Origin of the sequence: Nostoc sp. DedQUE09, from assembly GCF_034530915.1 — a bacterium.
GTDB lineage: Bacteria > Cyanobacteriota > Cyanobacteriia > Cyanobacteriales > Nostocaceae > Nostoc.
This window is the reverse complement of record NZ_JAVRCE010000101.1, coordinates 1-19,463: the sequence shown is the minus strand read 5'-3', so window position 1 is coordinate 19,463 and position 19,463 is coordinate 1. Positions and strand designations below refer to the sequence as shown.

Annotated in this window: 17 protein-coding genes; 6 read left to right on the top strand and 11 right to left on the bottom strand. The window is 41.3% G+C overall.

Annotation, left to right across the window (positions count from 1 at the left end; genetic code table 11):
* Positions 1-219 precede the first annotated feature (219 nt).
* From RMY27_RS33890 to RMY27_RS33880, 3 genes are all read right to left on the bottom strand, one after another.
* Complete coding sequence (locus RMY27_RS33890) at positions 220-1,098, bottom strand: TauD/TfdA family dioxygenase (RefSeq protein ID WP_322669185.1); 879 nt, start codon at positions 1,096-1,098, stop codon at positions 220-222.
* A gap of 115 nt (positions 1,099-1,213) precedes the next feature.
* Positions 1,214-1,831: an NUDIX hydrolase gene (locus RMY27_RS33885; RefSeq protein WP_322669184.1), complete on the bottom strand. Its 618-nt coding sequence runs from the start codon at positions 1,829-1,831 to the stop codon at positions 1,214-1,216.
* An 86-nt stretch (positions 1,832-1,917) separates the two neighbouring features.
* Complete coding sequence (locus RMY27_RS33880) at positions 1,918-3,120, bottom strand: phosphoglycerate kinase (RefSeq protein ID WP_322669183.1); 1,203 nt, start codon at positions 3,118-3,120, stop codon at positions 1,918-1,920.
* Positions 3,121-3,209: 89 nt separating this feature from the next.
* Between RMY27_RS33880 and RMY27_RS33875 the strand changes: the two genes are divergently transcribed.
* Complete coding sequence (locus RMY27_RS33875) at positions 3,210-3,620, top strand: universal stress protein (protein WP_322669186.1); 411 nt, start codon at positions 3,210-3,212, stop codon at positions 3,618-3,620.
* Positions 3,621-3,788: 168 nt separating this feature from the next.
* On the opposite strand, the gene RMY27_RS33870 is transcribed toward RMY27_RS33875, so the two are convergent.
* From RMY27_RS33870 to RMY27_RS33860, 3 genes are all read right to left on the bottom strand, one after another.
* Positions 3,789-6,329: a type II CAAX prenyl endopeptidase Rce1 family protein gene (locus tag RMY27_RS33870; protein WP_416212394.1), complete on the bottom strand. Its 2,541-nt coding sequence runs from the start codon at positions 6,327-6,329 to the stop codon at positions 3,789-3,791.
* A gap of 638 nt (positions 6,330-6,967) precedes the next feature.
* Positions 6,968-7,678, bottom strand: coding sequence for a GDYXXLXY domain-containing protein (locus RMY27_RS33865; protein ID WP_322669181.1), 711 nt, complete (start codon positions 7,676-7,678; stop codon positions 6,968-6,970).
* Between the two features lie 182 nt (positions 7,679-7,860).
* Positions 7,861-9,276 (bottom strand): DUF2157 domain-containing protein, encoded by a 1,416-nt coding sequence (locus RMY27_RS33860; protein WP_322669180.1) that lies wholly within the window; start codon positions 9,274-9,276, stop codon positions 7,861-7,863.
* A 163-nt stretch (positions 9,277-9,439) separates the two neighbouring features.
* On the opposite strand from RMY27_RS33860, the gene RMY27_RS33855 reads away from it, so the two are divergent.
* Positions 9,440-10,435, top strand: coding sequence for an RsmB/NOP family class I SAM-dependent RNA methyltransferase (locus tag RMY27_RS33855; protein WP_322669179.1), 996 nt, complete (start codon positions 9,440-9,442; stop codon positions 10,433-10,435).
* 252 nt (positions 10,436-10,687) lie between these two features.
* Here RMY27_RS33855 and RMY27_RS33850 read toward each other — a convergent pair whose 3' ends face one another.
* On the bottom strand, positions 10,688-10,933 hold the full coding sequence (locus RMY27_RS33850; RefSeq protein WP_322669178.1) for a hypothetical protein: 246 nt from the start codon (positions 10,931-10,933) through the stop codon (positions 10,688-10,690).
* 230 nt (positions 10,934-11,163) lie between these two features.
* Here RMY27_RS33850 and RMY27_RS33845 point away from each other — a divergent pair, with 230 nt between their 5' ends.
* On the top strand, positions 11,164-13,140 hold the full coding sequence (locus RMY27_RS33845; RefSeq protein WP_322669177.1) for an AMP-dependent synthetase/ligase: 1,977 nt from the start codon (positions 11,164-11,166) through the stop codon (positions 13,138-13,140).
* Between the two features lie 42 nt (positions 13,141-13,182).
* Positions 13,183-13,632 (top strand): YlqD family protein, encoded by a 450-nt coding sequence (locus tag RMY27_RS33840; RefSeq protein ID WP_012412623.1) that lies wholly within the window; start codon positions 13,183-13,185, stop codon positions 13,630-13,632.
* Positions 13,633-13,687: 55 nt separating this feature from the next.
* On the opposite strand, the gene RMY27_RS33835 is transcribed toward RMY27_RS33840, so the two are convergent.
* Positions 13,688-14,209 (bottom strand): hypothetical protein, encoded by a 522-nt coding sequence (locus RMY27_RS33835; protein WP_322669176.1) that lies wholly within the window; start codon positions 14,207-14,209, stop codon positions 13,688-13,690.
* Between the two features lie 501 nt (positions 14,210-14,710).
* On the opposite strand from RMY27_RS33835, the gene RMY27_RS33830 reads away from it, so the two are divergent.
* Both RMY27_RS33830 and RMY27_RS33825 read left to right on the top strand, forming a co-directional pair.
* A complete protein-coding gene (locus RMY27_RS33830; protein ID WP_322669175.1) occupies positions 14,711-16,012 on the top strand; it encodes a dihydrolipoamide acetyltransferase family protein in 1,302 nt (433 codons plus the stop codon).
* A gap of 162 nt (positions 16,013-16,174) precedes the next feature.
* Positions 16,175-17,077 (top strand): Rpn family recombination-promoting nuclease/putative transposase, encoded by a 903-nt coding sequence (locus RMY27_RS33825; RefSeq protein ID WP_322669174.1) that lies wholly within the window; start codon positions 16,175-16,177, stop codon positions 17,075-17,077.
* 8 nt (positions 17,078-17,085) lie between these two features.
* On the opposite strand, the gene RMY27_RS33820 is transcribed toward RMY27_RS33825, so the two are convergent.
* The 3 genes from RMY27_RS33820 to RMY27_RS33810 form a co-directional block, all read right to left on the bottom strand.
* Positions 17,086-17,898, bottom strand: coding sequence for a class I SAM-dependent methyltransferase (locus RMY27_RS33820; protein ID WP_322669173.1), 813 nt, complete (start codon positions 17,896-17,898; stop codon positions 17,086-17,088).
* Between the two features lie 106 nt (positions 17,899-18,004).
* Complete coding sequence (locus tag RMY27_RS33815; protein ID WP_322669172.1) at positions 18,005-18,901, bottom strand: AraC family transcriptional regulator; 897 nt, start codon at positions 18,899-18,901, stop codon at positions 18,005-18,007.
* A 196-nt stretch (positions 18,902-19,097) separates the two neighbouring features.
* A partial coding sequence (locus tag RMY27_RS33810; RefSeq protein WP_322669171.1) for an RtcB family protein occupies positions 19,098-19,463 on the bottom strand: 366 nt, incomplete at its 5' end.

Here is a 19,463-nt window from a genome sequence, read left to right as displayed (position 1 = left end):
TTTTTTCCCCTCAACACTTGCAATTTTACCTGTTTTAGGGAATGAAACAGCCCTGGGGGATTAAGGGGGGTCTATTCAACTTTTGCAAGAGGTCTATTGTAGTAGTACAACACGGCGGAAATAAATATACCATTTCAAATCAACAAAACGCTTATGCTGCATTAATTTTGAATTTTGAATGCGTGAATTTTGAATTCCGCCTTGCGGTAGTAGTATCTTTCAATCTGTTTGCACTACACCTAAACGCAACGCAATTCGCTGGTGTTTGGTTGGATCGTAAGGTCTACCTCTGTGCATCACTTGTGAGTTGTCCCAAAAAAGAATATCTCCTGGCTGCCAAACATGGGAGTAAACTGGCGTGCAGTCTAGAACAGTCGCAAACAAATCCTCCCAGAAACGTTTTGCTTCTTCCGGTCGATCTTCCATACCAACTGCGATCGCAGTGTCCGAACCTAAATATAATCCCTTTTTACCAGTGACTTTGTGAGTAGACACAATCGGATGCACTTTCCTCGGTATATCAGTCTTTACATTGGGACTTTTAGAAAACATTGGTGGCGAGTGATACATCGACATCTGCTCTAATTGCTGCTGATGTTGAGGTTCTAGATTATTGTAAGCTTCTACCATATCGAGGAATTCGGTAGTGTGAGGTTGCCCATCTACACCTTCCGGCACTTGTATTCCATAAAGCATCACAACATATAGTGCGTTCATATCCAGTCCCTCTGTACTAGGGAGACCATCTTTATCATGATGCCATTGCCACGCATATTTCCCGGCTGGATCGGCAATCGGCCCTTTAGGATTGCCCAATATATAAACATATTGGCTTTGTAAGTCTGGACTAATATCAGGATCTAATGTTTTCGGAGGGCCACCAAACATAAAATCGCCAAAAGTCTGCTTGGCAAATTCTTTTAATTGTTGTGCAGTCATCTGTTGCTGTCTGACGACTACAACGCCATGTTTCCAAAGTGATTCTTTTAATTCACGCGACTCTATTTCTGTGAGGCAGTTAAGATTGCAACCGCGCAGGACTTCAATTCCGAGTCTTGAGTGATGCTGGATTGGATGTTGTTGGGTAATTTGAGTCATTGCTATGCATTTATTTTGGCAGCAAACTATATAGTTAATTAGTGTAAATAGGACATTTGTCTAGTAGCATCTTACCTAAAACAGTTGGCAAAATATATTAAATATTAAAGGGCTACTAATCAAAGTCTGTCGGTAAATTTGGTTGGCGATAATGTTGAAAAAGTCGATTTATTTGTGCTGGTGTCACACGTCCGAGAGAAAGTTCTGGTAAAGCACCTTCAGGGAAAAAACCTACTTCTTCAGTTTCAATACTTGATGATGGAGAACCACCAATAAGTTCGCAGTGAAAAAACAGCTTGTAGACATAAAACGGTAATGGTGGATGTCCCTGTTTGTTTCTGTCATAGACTGCTAAAAGTTTGATAGCGCGTGCTTGATATCCCGATTCTTCATATATTTCTTTTACAACTGCCTCACTGGGCGATTCGCCAACATCAGCCCATCCACCAGGTAAAGTCCAGCAGCCGTCTACTCGTTCCTTGACTAACAATATAGTATCGTCACGGAAAATAGCTGCCCGCACATCAACTTTGGGAGTTGCATATCCGACTTCACGGCTAAATAAATCGAGGACATAGCTGTGTTCTACATTTGAGTAACTCGCCATGATTTCTGTGGCGATCGCTCGTAATTGTTTGTAACGTTCTATATCATAAACACCGTCAGAATAAGCCAACCCATTTTGAGCGATCGCTTGTAACTTCTGTGCCCATTCCAGCCATTTGGTTTCCACAGTTTTTCTCCTATCTACAGTAGAGGCGCACATCTGTGCGCCTCTAACGATGGTTTAATTACCTGAAAATTGCTGTAACGTCTGTATTAAGCATCATCTAAAGCTGCAATTCCAGGCAATACCTTGCCTTCAAGTAACTCCAAGCTAGCGCCACCACCGGTGGAAATGTGGCTCATTTGGTCGGCTAAACCAACCTTTTCCACAGCCGCTACCGAGTCACCACCGCCGATAATGGTAGTTGTGCCAGTTTTGCCAATTTCAGCGAGGGTATGAGCGATCGCTTCTGTACCTTTCGCAAATTTATCAAACTCAAACACACCCATTGGCCCGTTCCAAATTACCGTTTTGGTATCTGCAAGGGCTTCTTGGAAAAATTTCACCGAGTCTGGCCCAATATCCAAACCCATCCAACCATCGGGGATATTCTCAATGCTAACGGTTTGAGAATTGGCATCAGGGGCAAAGTTATCTGCCAATACCACATCTGTGGGAAGCAATAAAGCAACGCCACGTTCCTTAGCTTTAGCTTCCAAAGACTTCGCTAGTTCCAGCTTGTCTTCTTCTACCAACGACTTACCAACATTCAAACCACGGGCTTTGTAGAAGGTGAAAATCATCCCACCACCGATGATCAGCTTGTCGCACTTCTCCAGCAGTGTTTCAATTACGCCAATTTTGCTGGAAACTTTGGAACCGCCAATAATTGCCGCTAAAGGACGTTGGGGATTTTCAATGGCATTTTGCAGATATTGCAATTCCTTCTCAACCAAATATCCAGCCACAGAAGGGCTGAGGAATTTAGTCACACCTTCGGTTGAAGCATGGGCGCGGTGTGCAGTACCGAAAGCATCATTTACATAAAAATCAGCATTGGCTGCCAATTTTTGCGCAAATTCTGAGTCGTTTTTCTCTTCTTCTTTGTAAAAACGGACATTTTCGAGTAACAGCACTTGGCCATTTTGCAGTGCGCCAACTTTAGCTGCAACTTCATCCCCAATAGAGTCATCAGTTTTAATGACTTCTTGCCCCAGTAACTCAGACAGACGCTTGGCAACGGGAGTTAGGCGTAATTTGTCATCCACACCCTTGGGACGGCCAAAATGGCTGGCGAGAATGACCTTAGCTCCCTTCTGCGTCAAATCTTGGATGGTTGGTAGAGCGGCGCGAATGCGAGTATCGTCAGTAATGTTGCCTTGATCGTCGACAGGCACATTAAAGTCAACCCGCACTAAGGCACGTTTCCCAGAGATATCAGCCGAAGATAAACTTGCTAAACTTTTTTTGGACACACCAAACTCTCCTGATTGCCTTTTTGTTATTGTTTTGAAAGTAGAACCATCAAGATTTTACCGGAGTCAGGGGTACCCAAGTGACAGATATATTTAAGACGGTATTATTTCCTATCGATCAAAGCCGGGAAACGCGGGAAGCTGCTGATGTTGTTACCAACGTAGTCAAAAAGTACAGCAGTCGCTTGGTGCTGCTGTCTGTGGTAGAAGAACCACCTCCAGACGCGCCTAGTGCCGACGATCCGATGGTGTCACCAGAAGTAGTTGCGAAACTACTGGAAAATGCCCAATCTTTATTTTCTGGGCAAGGAATTCAATCTGAAACCATAGAAAGGCAAGGCAAACCAGCTTTTACGATCTGCGATGTCGCTGATGAAATTGGGGCAGATTTAATTATCATGGGCTGTCGGGGGCTAGGTTTGACTGAAGAGGGAGCGGATGATAGCGTTACCACTCGTGTGATTAACCTTTCCCCTTGCCCAGTGTTGATTGTGCCTTAGCAGTGTGTTGCTCAATACTAGTTGTAGTGCGATCGCTAATAAAAAGTTTTGCGGTTGCTATAAAAAGGGGGCTGAGGAAGGTTGTTCTAGATTTAGTAGTGCTAAATAAAGGCATCAATTTTTAGCCTTAAGCAAGCATTATTCTCCTACCTCCTGCCCCCTGCCTCCTTAAACCTTAGCATTCTGAATTTTTTGATTATTATCTAATTTTCTGATTCCTCCAAAAACAATTAACCAAACTACTACAACAATCCAGTGAATTAAAACGATCGCAAATAAAGATCCTGTGAGGGTATATGCAACAGTACAGATAATTCCCAAAAATGCTGCTAAAACAAGAAAAACACGATCAAAAAATGTAGTGATTCCAGCTTTAAAAAAAGTTTTAGCATTCAAGGGATGATACAAAACAAATAATAATAAACTCACTATTGCCCACAAAGACCATTGAAGCCAATTGGTGATTTCGCTAGGATGAGGAAGCAAAAAAACGCGAAAAAAGAGTTCTTCAACAATTGCAGGTGAAAATAAACAACGCAATATTAACAAACATTTATCAATCCAATTTGCAGACCAAAGTTCTATCTGTAAAAATCCAAATTTCCAACCATAAGGTAGAGCAACAATACTATAAATTATCAGCAGTACAGCGACAACTAACCAATCTTTGAACCTCGGAACTACTAAAGACGCTAAAGTGCGGTTTAAAAGAATTGAAAATGGTAAAATATTAGTAAAAGGAATCTTAATTTGCCCCAAAAGTACTGTTGGGGCAATGGGTGTAATATTAGGTTCCCAACCACCGACTTGATTGGTTCGCAATACTTGCATAGTTGCGCCATGTTTTAAAAATATTGCGGCTAGGTCGTCATGTGCAAGTCTTGGCATTATTGTTCGCCATGTTGTCAAACCAGCCCAAATACTACGATCTTGAAATGGTTCCGTCGTTTTTCCTCTACCCGTACCTGCGAGTATACCTGCTTGACTTTGCCAATCAGCGCGAACTATACCCAAGGGTGCTAATTGTTGTTCCAAAGATTGACCTAATTCAACTAGCTGCTGAAAGCGTAATGTTTGCGAGTGATTGGGGTTGGCGCGTATCCAAGTTTGAATTTGAGGAGTTATAGCAACTTGGTTTTTAATTGCCAGTATTGCAGCATAAAGTGCTTGGCTTGCGTCTTGGACGCATGAGGTAGCAGGTGATACCATTGCGCCACCAGTTCCATCACCAACTCGATAACGTGCCATTGTTACCTGTAATTGTTGCTGGAATTGCTCTAAAGGCGAAAGTTTGACACCATCAAAATCATAATCCTGCGTTACAGGGTCGAATTTGATCAGAATATCTGATACTGGACGTGTTGCCAGCCAACCACGTTGTAAATTACCCATATAATCAGCCCATGTATGCGTTCCGGCAATAATTCCATCGGGGTTATGGGCATAAATTTGGTGGTATTTAGTCTCAAAGCGTAATTCGTTAGTAAACTCGTCACGGACAACTTCTGCAATTCCAAAAGCAAAATGTCCAGTAATAGTATAAGGTACTCCTAATGGTTCAGCTTTACGTCCGCCAATTCCACCAAATAGGTGTAGGACAATAGCTTTATTGCCTTCTTGCCATGTTGATATAGATTGATTAAGTGAATTTTGTATTTCTCCAGGTGTTAATAATACAGTATTGAATTTACCTTTATTTTTCTCAGTATTTTGCCAATTTACCTCTTGGATGTAATTTAGCCCTAATTCCTTACCAGTAATAATTTGACGGGGTTGAATTTGCAACAGAGAACGAGGTGCAAGTGCGCGTACCGTAAATACGCCCTTTGCATCGGCAGCACCATAAATATACCACCCATCTTCACCCGCAGGCGATCGCTCGATTTGCTGCGAACTTGAAGGAGCGAAATTTCGCGAATCTATTACTTGTTGGGGAATGCGAATAGTTTCTTCAATACCATTAAATTTATTTGCATTAAGATTATAATGTTGTACCAAAAAATAATCGTTATACTGCTTTTGATTTGGAAATAAACTAGTTTTATATTGAGATTCAATCGGTTTAATTATTTTTACCAACCCATAATATCTACCAGTTGCTAAAACGGGTTCGCGTTCAATTTGCAAAATAGATTTTTCTTGATTTGCATCAATAATTGTACTTGAATCTAAAACAACAATTGTTTCATCATCAGGATTTGTGCCAGCCAAAGAGCGTAAAATTCCTACATGATGAACTCCATTTAGTCGAAAAGGATGAATATTTCCTTGTTTTTGGCTTTTAATCACTTCAGAAGTAAAATTTACATCTCGCGTTACTGGTCGTTCCAAAGCAAGCAAATTTTTATTCTTTTTCCACTCCAAACGCACAATTTTACCTACTAAATTTTGTGCTGTAGGTGGTGCATGTTGTACTTCCATCCATACCCAATCTAAACCATCTTGTAATTGCTGTTTCGTTGGTAAAATTAATCTTCCTACCCAATCGCCAATAGGTTTATAAAGGTTTGTAGATGGAATTTGGGCAATGGGATAAAAAGCAGATTGATTAAAGTTTTGTTGAATATGGGTCGCATAATTGCTTTTTTGCTGCACTAACTGGGGTTGGGTTGGAGAGAGTTGGCACAACGCAATTACTGCAATGAACACTAGCAGTAAAAATCTCGTAAATAGTAGCCTTGCTTTTCGACTTAATCCCCGAAAAATCATATATTATCAGCAAGTTTTATTTGCTGATAATCTTACTATAAATACACAGTTTTGACTCTCTGCTCTAATCCAGGGCTATTTCATACTAAGAGGATGTTTGAAAAGTCTGTAGTAGTGTATGAAATATTTGTTTATCCCACCCTAACCCTCCCCTTATAAAGGCTACGGTGTACACACAAGTCTGAAATAGTTTACTCACTTGGTTTTTCATGTCAGTTTTACCCCACCCTAACCCTCCCTTTATAAAGGGGAGGGAACTAGATTTCTTATTTCCCCCTTTTATAAGGGGGGTAATTTGACTTGTGTGTACACGGTAGCCTTATAAAGGGGAGGGAACCGGATTTTCTTGTTTTCCCCCTTAATCCCCCCTGATTAAGGGAGGTAAAAATGTGATTAAAATTACAGCCAAACACTTTTAAAACAACCTCTAAATGTAGGCGATATATAAGATATTTGGTGAAATTAAATATGCTTTATCTAGAATCTTTGTAGAGACGTAGCATTACTACGTCTCTATATTCTTTTTCACGAAATGTCTAATGAAAAACAGAAAACTCTGAGCGTCGGAAGTCGGCGCTCAGAATTTCAAAGACCAAACTGGCGTGGTGTAAATATGCACTCTTTATTTGCCTAACAGCTTAAAAACGATAGTTGCGATCGCGCACCCACATACTAACTGGCACAGCCTTACCTTGTGGATCTACTTTCGCCTTGACCACAATAGGTGGTACTTGTCCTCGGCGGGCGCGTTGGGCTTGTAAGTCGTTCCGAATCTGCTGCCGTTGGTTTTCTGGGATGTAATATGTTTCCAAGCCGTAGTTAACGGAACCATCCTGATAAACACCTTTTAAGGCTACTTGGTTAGCTCTAAGAGTTGTGGGGCGATCGCTACTTACTCGTAATGGTCTCCAAGCTCTCGGAACACCGCGACCAGAAGATAATTGCTCTTGCAAAGTCACGTAAATATTGGTTCCTTCAGGCAATCTTCTGCCACTTCCACGACCTCTGCTGACTAATGTTTGCCACCCAGGCAATCTGCTCAAATTTGAGGTACGGGAGATGTTGTAATCTAAGGCTAAGGTGTTACCTTCTATCGCATTGTTAGGGTCTACAGGTACGGTTTGCAAAATCACCGTCTTACCTGTCACATCTGTATAAACTGCTTGGGCTGGTACTGCCATAATTAGCCCTGTTTGCAGCGCCAGGGGAGCAAGTAACCGCCAAAAAGGTAAGGGCTTATTCGATTTTTGTTCAGTAGCAATCAAGTAATCCCGAAAAGTCACCTTACTGGAAAATTCGGCTTCAGGAGACAAGGGTTTATTCTTAGATTCAGAAGAAGTATTAGTCATGAGCGTAGTCCTAAAAAGCAGAGGTCTTGAAGAGGTTAAAAGTAACGAGATTAGGACTAACGCAGAGAAACTTTAAAAACTTTGACGCACAGAGATTTTTAGCTAGGAGTTAGGAATCATTCAATTTTAGATTTAGTGAACTTTTCCTGAATTCTGACTCCTAAATTCTTTCATCTTTTGCACTACTTTTTACTTGTACTACCACCGGGTAGGCGGCGTTCAAACCAGAGTCCAGCGCTAATTAAAGCAGAACCGCACAGGACATAGACTAGCGACTTAAAAAGTAAGTCGGTGTCGTATTCCTGGACGCGACTGATAATTTGCAGTGTTACTAACAGCATACCGCCCCAAAAGGAACTTCTGTTGCTTAATTTCAATCCTTCTTGAATTAGTCCCCAGGCTAATGTTGCAAGAAGTACATTGAAAATAAAAATGCCAAGTTCATCAATCCGGCTGATAGTTTGATGCCAAAAAGGTACGATTGCAATAAAGACAAGAAATGTACTAATGACAGCAGTTGTGAAAATTACTTCGCGGCGCGGAGGGTTATTTCTTTGGCGCAATAGAAATAACCATTGCAATACCGCCAAGCCGCTAAGAATCCCCAAATCGATAATCGGCAGAGACTCGAATAAGTTTGTCAAATTCGTTGGCTGATTATAGCTATAATCTGGAGATTCCCAAACCCAACGAAAAGACAAAACGTAAAAGACGATGCCAAAGCTTAACAACGCTAAATTACGGGCTAGAGATTGAAACAATCTGTAATTTATGGTTGGAAAGAGTAAATCATCATAACTCCAGAATAATGCAGGTGGCAGTGTAAAAGCAAAAGACGCCACCCAAGGAGCTATATCAGCATAATTTAGCAGTGGCAGTGGATTAAGGTTAGCTTGTAAGGAACTAGCAAAAACAAAGGCTGCTAGACCAAAAATCCAACGGGATCGACAGAAGTAGGCTAAGGGTACAAATACCAGCCATGCCAACAAAGGCAGATGCTGCACTACTAACCGCGACCAAGTTAGCTCCCCTGAAGCGTACCATAAGTCTTCTAGTCCAGTCCAGTAGCCGATTTCCACAAGGATAATTGACAGAATTCCTAAAGAATTTAAGGACAAACTGAAGGCCATGACCACAACACCGAATCCCCAAGCGAGAAACAGTTGGGAAACTGAACCGACAATATTGAACATCTGGGCCATCAGCAGTAAATTTGCACCGAAGATGAAGGCGCTTAAAATTAGCAACCCCTCTCCTAGTAGGCGTTTGCTTCGTTCTGGCTTCTTCCCTTCAGGTGGCCTCCAGCTGTAAAATCCTGTGATGGCGATCGCAAAAAACAAACTCATCATCAGAATAATTTTGACTTCTCGCGATCCCCCCTGCCAGTTTCCTGATACAAAGGTAATTATGCCTAAGCATAAAAGGATGCTACCGATAGCGATCGCGATTGCTTTGTTGCGATCGCGTGCAGCAGCTTCCAAGTTTTTAAATTGATAACGTTCTGCTATCTGCTCATACTGCGAAGAACTAATTAATCCTTCATCCCTCCATAATTGTGCTTGTTTGCGTAATTTTTCCTGAAAACTATCTAAGAACATGACCTTCTCCGGTGCAGTGGGGTAGCTTGGCCATTGCGATCCCAATGGCGGTCATTATATTTTGAGTATGAAGCCAAAAGCCTTAATTACATTGTTCTTGTGTAACAGTTTGATTTTGATTTAGATACAACGTACTTCTATTAATTTATAATTGATAATCTTGATGGAAAAACCTTCTAATTTATTACTTAAAGTCTCACGGCGTTTGTTCGCCAATGTAGACGATCAAGAAAAGTTTATTGAGGCTTTAATGAATCCTCAGCCTTTTTCACCTAGTATTCTTTGGTGTCAACAAAAACCAGATATTGCGCCTATGGCAGTGGAAACACCAACAGCTTGGCAACCACAATTTATAGACCGCTTATCACTGGGAGAAAAACCTGGTAAGCATCCCTTGCATGAAAAAGGATATTTCTATTGTTTAGATTTTTCTTCGGTGTTTGCAGCTAGTACTTTGTTAGCTATTCCTGAGTCAGTGCGTTTAGTTTTTGATATGTGTGCTGCACCAGGAGGTAAAAGTATCTTTGCTTGGAGAGCTTTAAAACCTGAATTGCTCATCAGTAACGAAGTAATTGGCAAACGTCTGGGAATGCTAATTTCTAATTTGAAGCGTTGCCAGGTTAGCCCTAGTGCAGTGGTTAATCGAGATTCCAGTATTTTTGCCGAAATGTTTACTGGCTCTAGCAATCTAGTCATAGTAGATGCTCCGTGTACTGGACAATCTTTACTTGCCAAAGGTGAAAAAGCACCTGGATGTTTTCACCCAACTGCTATTAATAAGAGCGCAAATCGACAAAAGCGCATTATAGCTAACTCTGCTAAAATCGTCTCACCGCAAGGTTATCTGGCTTATATGACTTGTACATATTCACCAGAAGAAAATGAGCAGGTTTGTGAATGGTTTTTAGAACGGTTTCCCCAGTTTGAAGCGATAGAAATTACTAATTTAGCCAAATATCAATCGCATTTAATGACAATACCTTGTTATCGGATATTTCCTCAAGATAGATTAGGTGCTGGTGCATTTACAGTCTTGTTTAAAAATACTAATGAATATGAGCCTAAAGAAATAGATTTAAATACAATTTCTTCGTTGTATATTTACCAAAATTTGAAAAATTCAAGTGAGATCATGTCCGGATCATTAGTTAGGACTTAGTTAGGTAACTATATTTAATTAAGCGTAACCCTTCTGTCGTTTTTTTATCACTATAATCAAAGAAAAATTTTAGCCAACTTATATATAAGTTACAGAATGTTCTTTTTCTCTATTTAGAAGGATAAAAGAGCACTAGGGCATCTTACTTAAAGTATCAGCGACCTTGTAAACTAACTCCTTAACAAAATTTAGGTGAGGTAAATAAACTACCTCACCTAAATTTTAAAATATAATTTACAGACTAATAGTCCATCAATTTGGAGAACACTTGGCGCAAAAATCAGGACTGAATTTGCAGTATTGACTACCTGTTAGTGGGTAAACTGTACAATAAGGGAAACTTGTAAGTTGAATTTTGGCTGTTTGTAATTTGGAGCCATTTGCCAATGTTTCAGTAAGTTTGGTTTTATCAGCCAAAAGGATAGCTAAAAGCTTCGGTAACGCTATGCAAGCAGCAATATTGAGCAGCGTTAGCATGATGGCGTCTATAAAATTCATAGGTAATCATCTCCTGTGAAACATAGGCGATTGCTGTTCTTAGATGCAAACACAATCCATTGCTTGCACTCTATGTAAATTAACTTTAACATAAATTTTTGTAAATATAAACGTGGAATTCCTGGAATTATCATACACAGAAGGGTATGTGGATAATAAGGATGGATATTGTAGCGTAATAACAAAATAAGCTGGAAAACGATCAGTTTAAAATCTTTAGGTAAGGTGTTATGTCAAAAACCCAAACCGCGTCTTCTTTTTTATCTAACATCAGTGAGCAAGAACGGCAAGCATTAAAGCGCTTGGTAGATTACACAAATGTGGAATCGCTACCAGAAATTTGGCCATTGGCAGCTCAACGATTTGGTGATATTGTTGCCCTCCGCAACCCTCACGCTAAACCAGAAGTAGCGATTACTTATACCCAGTTGGCAGAGCAAATGCAACTATTTGCTGCTGGGTTACAGGCGTTGGGAGTAAAAGTAGGCGATCGCATTTCCTTAATTTCTGACAATAGTCCTCGCTGGTTTATTGCCGATCAAGGCATAATGACTGCTGGAGGCGTTGATGCGGTTCGTAGCTCCCAAGCCGAAAAAGAAGAACTGTTGTTTATCATCGCTAATAGCGGTAGTACAGCGATCGTCGTTGAGGATTTAAAAACACTTAAAAAACTACAAGATCGCCTCAACGATTTACCAATTCAAGTGGTCATCTTACTTTCCGATGAAGCACCACCAACAGGCGAAACCCTAAAGTTACTCAACTTTTCGCAGTTGCTCGAAATTGGGAAAAGCCATAATTTTGTGCCAGTCAAGCAAAATCGTGAGGCTTTAGCAACCCTAATTTATACCTCTGGCACCACAGGTAAACCCAAGGGTGTAATGCTGTCTTATAGTAACTTGATGCACCAAGTGACAACCTTTGGCACAGTATTGCAACCAAATGCAGGCGATATAGTTCTCAGTATTTTGCCTTCGTGGCACAGCTATGAACGAACTGTTGAATATTACCTACTATCTCAAGGTTGTACGCAAGTTTATACCAACTTGCGCTCTGTAAAAGGGGATTTGAGACAATTTAAACCCAACTACATGGTGGGTGTACCCCGCCTGTGGGAATCGATTTATGAAGGAGTGCAAAAGCAGTTTCGCGAACAACCAGCCAAAAAGCAACGCCTAATTAAATTTTTATTGGGCATTAGCGAAAAATATATTAAAGCGCGGCGAGTTGCTCAGGGATTGGATTTAAATAATCTTCATGCTTCAGCCGCCGAACGATTAACAGCTAAGATCCAAGCATCAGCTTTATTACCCCTCCATGCCTTGGGAGAACGACTGGTTTACGCCAAAGTTCGGGAAGCCACAGGGGGACAAGTTAAGCAGATGATTAGCGGTGGTGGTGCGCTTCCCAGACACATAGATAATTTCTTTGAAATTATTGGTGTGCAGATTTTGCAAGGCTATGGCTTGACAGAAACTTCTCCTGTCACCCATGTACGGCGTCCTTGGCGAAATTTGATTGGCGCATCAGGGCAACCACTTCCGGCAACAGAAGCTAAAATCGTCGATCCTGAGACAAAAGCGACTTTACCAATAGAGAAGCGAGGCTTAGTATTGTTAAGGGGCCCGCAGATCATGCAAGGCTATTACCAAAATCCCGAAGCGACAGCGAAAGCAATTGACGCCGAAGGTTGGTTTGATAGCGGCGATTTGGGTTGGCTGACACCACAAGACGACTTAGTACTGACTGGCAGGGCTAAAGATACGATTGTATTGACTAACGGGGAAAACATCGAGCCACAGCCGATCGAAGATGCGTGTTTGCGATCGCCATACATCGATCAAATTATGCTCATCGGCCAAGATCAGCGCAGCCTGGGAGCCTTAATTGTCCCCAACGTCGAAGCCTTAGAAAAATGGGCAGCAAGTCAGAATCTAACGCTGGATACGCTGGGCAATCAGGTGACTTCCTCAGATAGTCAAAAAATTGACTTCGAGAGTAGAATGATCCAGGATTTATTTCGCCAAGAATTGAATCGGGAAGTCCAAAATCGTCCAGGCTATCGACCGGATGACCGCATCGGAACGTTTAAACTCATCCTGGAACCGTTTTCCATCGAAAATGGCTTGATGACACAAACACTAAAAGTTCGCCGACATGTCGTCACGGAACGCTATCGCGATATTATTGACGGCATGTTTGCCTGATCATTCCACCTGCTAACTGTAAAGAGTGAACGTGAAATATTTATGGATGTCTCCAAATCTAATTTGCTTCTGAAACGCGTCGTTAACGTCAAAGTCATTGTGACTCCCCTGTGGAAAGAGGAAGTACAACAGCAGCTGCAAACCCAGATCAATCAACTCGATCAGCAACTGCAACAGCTAGACGTTGAAGGACAAAGAGCGATCGCGGCAATTCAAAAGCAGAGTCTGCAACCACCTGGCCCCCAGACCCTCCAACAAATTGACAATATCCAACTCCAAGTCAATCAAAAGAAAAGTGAATTTTTGGAGCAAAAAAATCAGTTGCTGCAAAATCTTCAGCAAGTGCAGTTTCTCCAGCAAGATCAAGAAGTCAACCAATTCCAAATGGAAGGCTTTTTCCGGGTAGAAATCGGTGATAACCTGATTAGCAAAATGCAAGTTGAAATCGTTCTGCGCGATGGCGTTGTAGAAGAAATTCGCGGCGACATTTAAATTTGTCATTTGTCATTTGTCCTTTGTCATTTATTTTGTGACCAATGACTAATGACTAATCACAGATGTGATTTAACTTAGTTTGAGAGCGGCTCCCAGCCCAACATTCCACCTGGGAGCCAGCCCAAACAATTTGCCACACTGGAGGTGAGCTAATAAAAAGCGATCGCCCAAAGGTTGTCATCTCCGCTCGATATTTAACCGTCCCAACTGAATTATTACCCCGCTTGATTTGTGTAATTGTCACTAACGCCTGATTTGGTTGGGGATAAACTACCTCTATCTTTCGCGATCCTCCCACTGCTATCTCCTCAAAGGCATTCAGGGCGAGGGTAGTAGGATTACTGCCTTGGAGAGATGAGTTAAGTTTTTCTAAAGGTATAGTTTGATAATCGGAACGCTCTGAGAATGCTGCAACTTCCTGAGACTGATGTATTGCTCCCATCTGCTGGGTTTGCTCATCACTAGTCTCAACAATCGGTGCAGATTGTTGGTGCTGGATAATATAAACTCCAGCACCAACCGTAGCAGAGATACTTAATATCACAATCAAAAAGAATTTCAGCTTTGCCGACATAAAAGTAAACAGGAATTTCAAATAGGTTTATTACCAATTTTGAATTCTAAATTGAACTACATCCCATATCCTCTATCCGTGAGAACCTCTTGTATCTTAAGTAGTGGTTATGAGGAATATTAAATAGCAATCCCATTTAATCTGTGAGAAACTCGTGGTGGTTTTTGCAAATCAATGACTAAAACGAGATCAAGATATTGGCTAGCCATTGAAGATAGCTCTGTATTATAGACTTCTAAGCTATATTTAGGTTCCTAGAGTCATTAGTGAATAGCCAATGCCCTTGAGGAGTGCTGAGTGCTGTTAGCGGTAGCGGGGCATTTAGCCCATGCTGAGTGAGGAATTTTACTTCTTTACTCGGAACTCAGAACTTGGAACTACTATGCCCAATTCCCAATGCCCAACCTAAAATATAAACAGTCTAAAACTCTCCCATCAAGATACAATTCGATCTGACAAAAACTGTTAAAGTCCATAAACCATTGATTTCCAAACCACCCTATGAGCATTCACGAAGTATTTATGCCGGCGCTGAGTTCCACCATGACAGAAGGCAAAATCGTTTCCTGGGTGAAATCGCCTGGGGACAAAGTGGAAAAAGGCGAAACAGTGGTGGTTGTAGAGTCAGATAAGGCAGATATGGATGTAGAAACCTTTTATGAAGGATTTCTTGCCCATATCATAGTTGAAGCTGGTGAAACTGCCCCGGTAGGATCTGCGATCGCCTTCATCGCCGAAACGGAAGCTGAAATTGAACAGGCGAAATCTCTTGCCAATTCTGGCGGTGCGGCTGCTAATACTACCTCTTCCCCGGAACCAGTTGCCGCCACAGCCTCAGTTGCAACACCTGCCTTAGCGTCTCAAAACGGGTCTAACCACAAAGAAGGAAGGCTTGTAGCTTCACCCCGTGCCCGCAAGTTAGCCAAAGAACTCAAAGTTGATTTAACTACACTCCAAGGTAGCGGCCCCCACGGGCGCATTGTCGCCGAAGATGTAGAAGCATTGTCTAACAAAGGCAAGCAACCTGCACCTGCCCCAGTTGCTCCACCCGCACCTGTACCAACCAACGCCCCAGTTGCCCCCCCAGCACCTCGGACACCTGCACCTGCACCCGTAGCGGTTGCTGTTCCTGGTCAAACCGTACCTTTAACTACCTTCCAAAATGCCGTAGTGCGGAACATGGTAGCTACCATATCCGTGCCCGTCTTCCGTGTCGGTTATACAATTAGCACTGATGGGTTAGACAAACTTTATAAACAAATTAAATCCAAAGGCGTGACAATGACAGCGCTACTGGCGAAAGCTGTAGCAGTGACATTGCAAAAACACCCATTGTTAAATGCTAGCTACTCAGACCAGGGTATTGTTTATCATTCTGATATCAACATTTCTGTCGCAGTAGCGATGGATGATGGCGGATTAATTACACCTGTGCTGCAAAATGCAGACGCAGTGGATATATATTCTCTATCGCGTACTTGGAAATCTTTGGTAGAACGTGCGAGGACAAAACAACTACAGCCTCAAGAATACAACAGTGGTACTTTTACCCTGTCCAATTTGGGGATGTTTGGCGTAGATAAATTTGATGCGATTTTACCGCCTGGACAAGGTTCAATTTTAGCGATCGGGGCATCCCGTCCGCAAGTAGTAGCAACACCCGACGGTTTATTTGGCGTGCGTCAACAAATGCAAGTAAATATTACTTCTGACCACCGGATTATTTATGGTGCCCATGCTGCGGCATTCCTGCAAGATTTAGCAAAATTGATTGAGACAAATCCTCAGTCTTTGACACTGTAGTTTTGAAAAGACACCAAATTTAAATGTTAGCGCTATCAGCGAGCAGCAGTTTTTCGTAGAGTAGCGCTAACAAGAAACAATACTTACACTTAAATTTTTTATGGACAAACTATATGGCGATATTACGTCTCTACATGAGTTTATGTCCAAACTGATATCAAAGTGACATATGACAATACCCTGAAATATCTGGTTGAGGAGTATCCAGAAGATTTTATCCGCTACTTACTCGCATCTGAAGCAACGGATATCCAGATTCTCAAAACAGAATTAAATCAAGAGCCAATTCGTGCTGATTCAGTAACATTTTTGCAAACTGCTAATCAAATACTGCATTTAGAGTTTCAAACTTTACCAGCATCGACTCCACCCTTGCCACTGCGGATGTTGGACTATTGGGTGCGGCTATATCGACAATACAATTGTGATATTGAGCAGATAGTGATTTTTCTTAAACCGACAACTTCAGAAGCTGTCTTTATAGATCAATTTACTGCCCGCAATACTAGCCACCGTTACCGCGTCATCCGAATTTGGGAACAAGATCCAGAACCTTTATTGTTATCTCCTGGTTTATTACCTCTAGCAACTTTGGCGCGAACAGATTCTCCTCAAAGTCTACTCCAACAGGTAGCAGTTCAGGTGAGTATGATTGAAGAAGAAGCCACCAAGCAGACTATCTCGGTATGTACCCAACTTCTAGCAGGGTTAGTATTCGAGCCAGAACTAATTCGTCAGTTTTTGAGGAGAGAAGATATGAGAGAATCTGCAATTTATCAAGAAATTCTTGAAGAAGGACTGCAAGAAGGGAGACAACAAGGCATTGAGCAAGGGATTGAACAAGGGATTGAACAAGGTATTGAACAAGGTATTGAACAAGGAAGACAATCAGAACTAAGGCTAGTAATACGTCTATTAACTCGTCGGCTTGGTTCAATTAATTCTCAGTTACAATCTCGGTTGCAAGAGTTGTCCTTGGCTCAGTTAGAAAACTTGGGTGAAGTATTACTAGATTTCGCTAGTGAAGCTGATTTGATGAATTGGCTTAATACAATAGAAAGTTAGAGTTTGCTTTAAAGCTTTTTACCAGTTACAAAAAAAGTCAAATTTTCGTACCAAGCTCCTTGTTCAGTTGCTTCTGCTTCAGTTTTTTGACTATATTCTGCTTTTAATTGTGCCATTTGCTCTGATGAAACCTGTAACAAGGGGTTTTCTTTAGGATGAAACCATCCACCATTCCATTCTTTAGCTTGCTCTATATTGCGGTAGAAACCTAGTTGTTGGGTCTTCACTTCAATATCCTTAAAACCAGCTTCTGCAAGCAGATGATGACATTTTTCGGGTGTACCTGTTGGCTCATTGATACTTGTCAGCGCAATGCCATGTTTATCACAGATTTCGATTATAAGTGGCGCTCCACAAGATTCCTCAGAGCAACAAGAAAAACCGAGAGTTCCCCCTGGCTTAAGAAAACGATACCATTTACGTAGAGCAGCAGGAATATCTTTAAAATAGACTATTGCTGTAGAGCAAAGAATTACATCGAAACTCTCATCATTGAAGTCGATATACTCAGCATCGGCTTTAATAAGTTCGATATTTTGTAAGCCTAATTCATCAATTTTCTGTTGTGCTTGAGCTAGCATCACTGAAGAAAAATCTACTCCAGTGACTTTTCCTTCGGAACCAATAATTTGTGAAACAGCAATGGCAATGATACCTGTGCCAGTTGCCATATCCAATACTTTTTGTCCCTTTTTTAGTTGAACTAAATCTAGTAGAGGGAGAGCGCGATGAATCGTATAATCGTTGTCATAGCTAGTTCTGCTATCGAAAAAATCAATTACTCTTTTCTTATACTGTTGTTCGTATTGGCTATTTTGCATGATATTCTCGATTTCACTGGTCAATTATGAGAATAAATTATGAGTGAAACTTCTGTCTTCTGAAAACTTGCTTTTAAAATTTTTAAATCTTGCAAAATCCTAAAAGTTATATCATTTCTCTATATGCTTTGGGTGTGATTCCTATATGCTTCCGAAAAAGGGTGGTAAAGTTGCTTTGGCTAGAACAGCCAACTTGAAGTGTAATTTCGATAAGAGGTAATTGAGTATAAGTGAGTAAAAATTTAGCTCGCTCAATTCGGCATTGAATAACGTATTGATGTGGAGAAAGACCCATTAAACGTTTAAACCAACGACAGAATGAATAAGAATTCATATTCACTAGACTAGCCAGTTCTACCAGCGTTAATTCTAGTGCTATGTTGTCATAAATATAATCAATTACCTCCCGTAATTGACGCTTGGAAAGATTAACCTCAAATGCAATTAGTTGCTGTGTTCCAGAATAAGTCTTGAGGAGATGGGCTGCTAGAGCAGTAGCAACTGATTCACCATATAGTTTACCAGATGGATATCCGGCTTCAAGCTCTGCTTTGAGTGCCATTCCCAGATGAAGGATTTGGCGATCGCAGACTCCGCGCTGTGGGATAATTTCAATAGTGCGATAGCTCCCAACAATCAGCTCATCTGCTACTCTCTTAAATAGGCTGGAATCAAAAGAAACTAGAAGAAATTTTATTTCCTGGTGCCAACGCGCTTGAGTCGGAATCCCCTTTGGAGTCACATTAACCAAACCTCTCCTCATCTGCGTACTGTGTAACTTTCCACCTGCTAGCCGCCAGTCTATTTGACATGAATTACCAAGCCAAATATTAATGCTGTGCTGCTGTAAACAAAGCTCTGGACATTCAAAGGCGGGTAAATAATGCTGCTCAAGCACAATCCCGTTCCAGTGATTAGTGCTGGATAAAATAGGAGGTTTGCTGCTCATCGGCACAAGATTTCCGCTTGCCACATGAATGGCTGAGAGTTGTTCAGATTTCATGTTGCTACTCACTTATGAGCTACTACAAAAAAGATAGTAAGCTAATGCGTGACAAAGTTACACTATTAATTTATTTTCATTAGCGCTGTCTGATAGCTCTATTTGTTCAGTCGATTCACTTAAAACAATCATTTCTTCCTCAGCGTCCCTCTGCGTTGAAAAAATAAAAAAGGTGGGCATTACCCACCCGACAAACTTATCCCTTAACACAAAGAACTTGCTTGAGAGTCGCTACAACCTCAACCAAATCTGCTTGATTTGCCATAACTTGTTCTATCGGCTTATAAGCACCAGGAATCTCATCTAACACACCCTCATCTTTGCGGCATTCTACACCATTTGTTTGCTCGATCAAATCATCAAGTGTATAGACATTTTTTGCCTTATTTCTAGATAGCAAACGCCCTGCACCGTGAGAGCAAGAACAAAAACTATGAGCATTACCTTTACCCTTAACGATGAAAGACTTTGCCCCCATCGAACCAGGAATAATCCCATAATCTTCAGTCTGGGCGCGGACTGCACCTTTACGAGTCACGTATACATCCTCGTCAAAATGCAC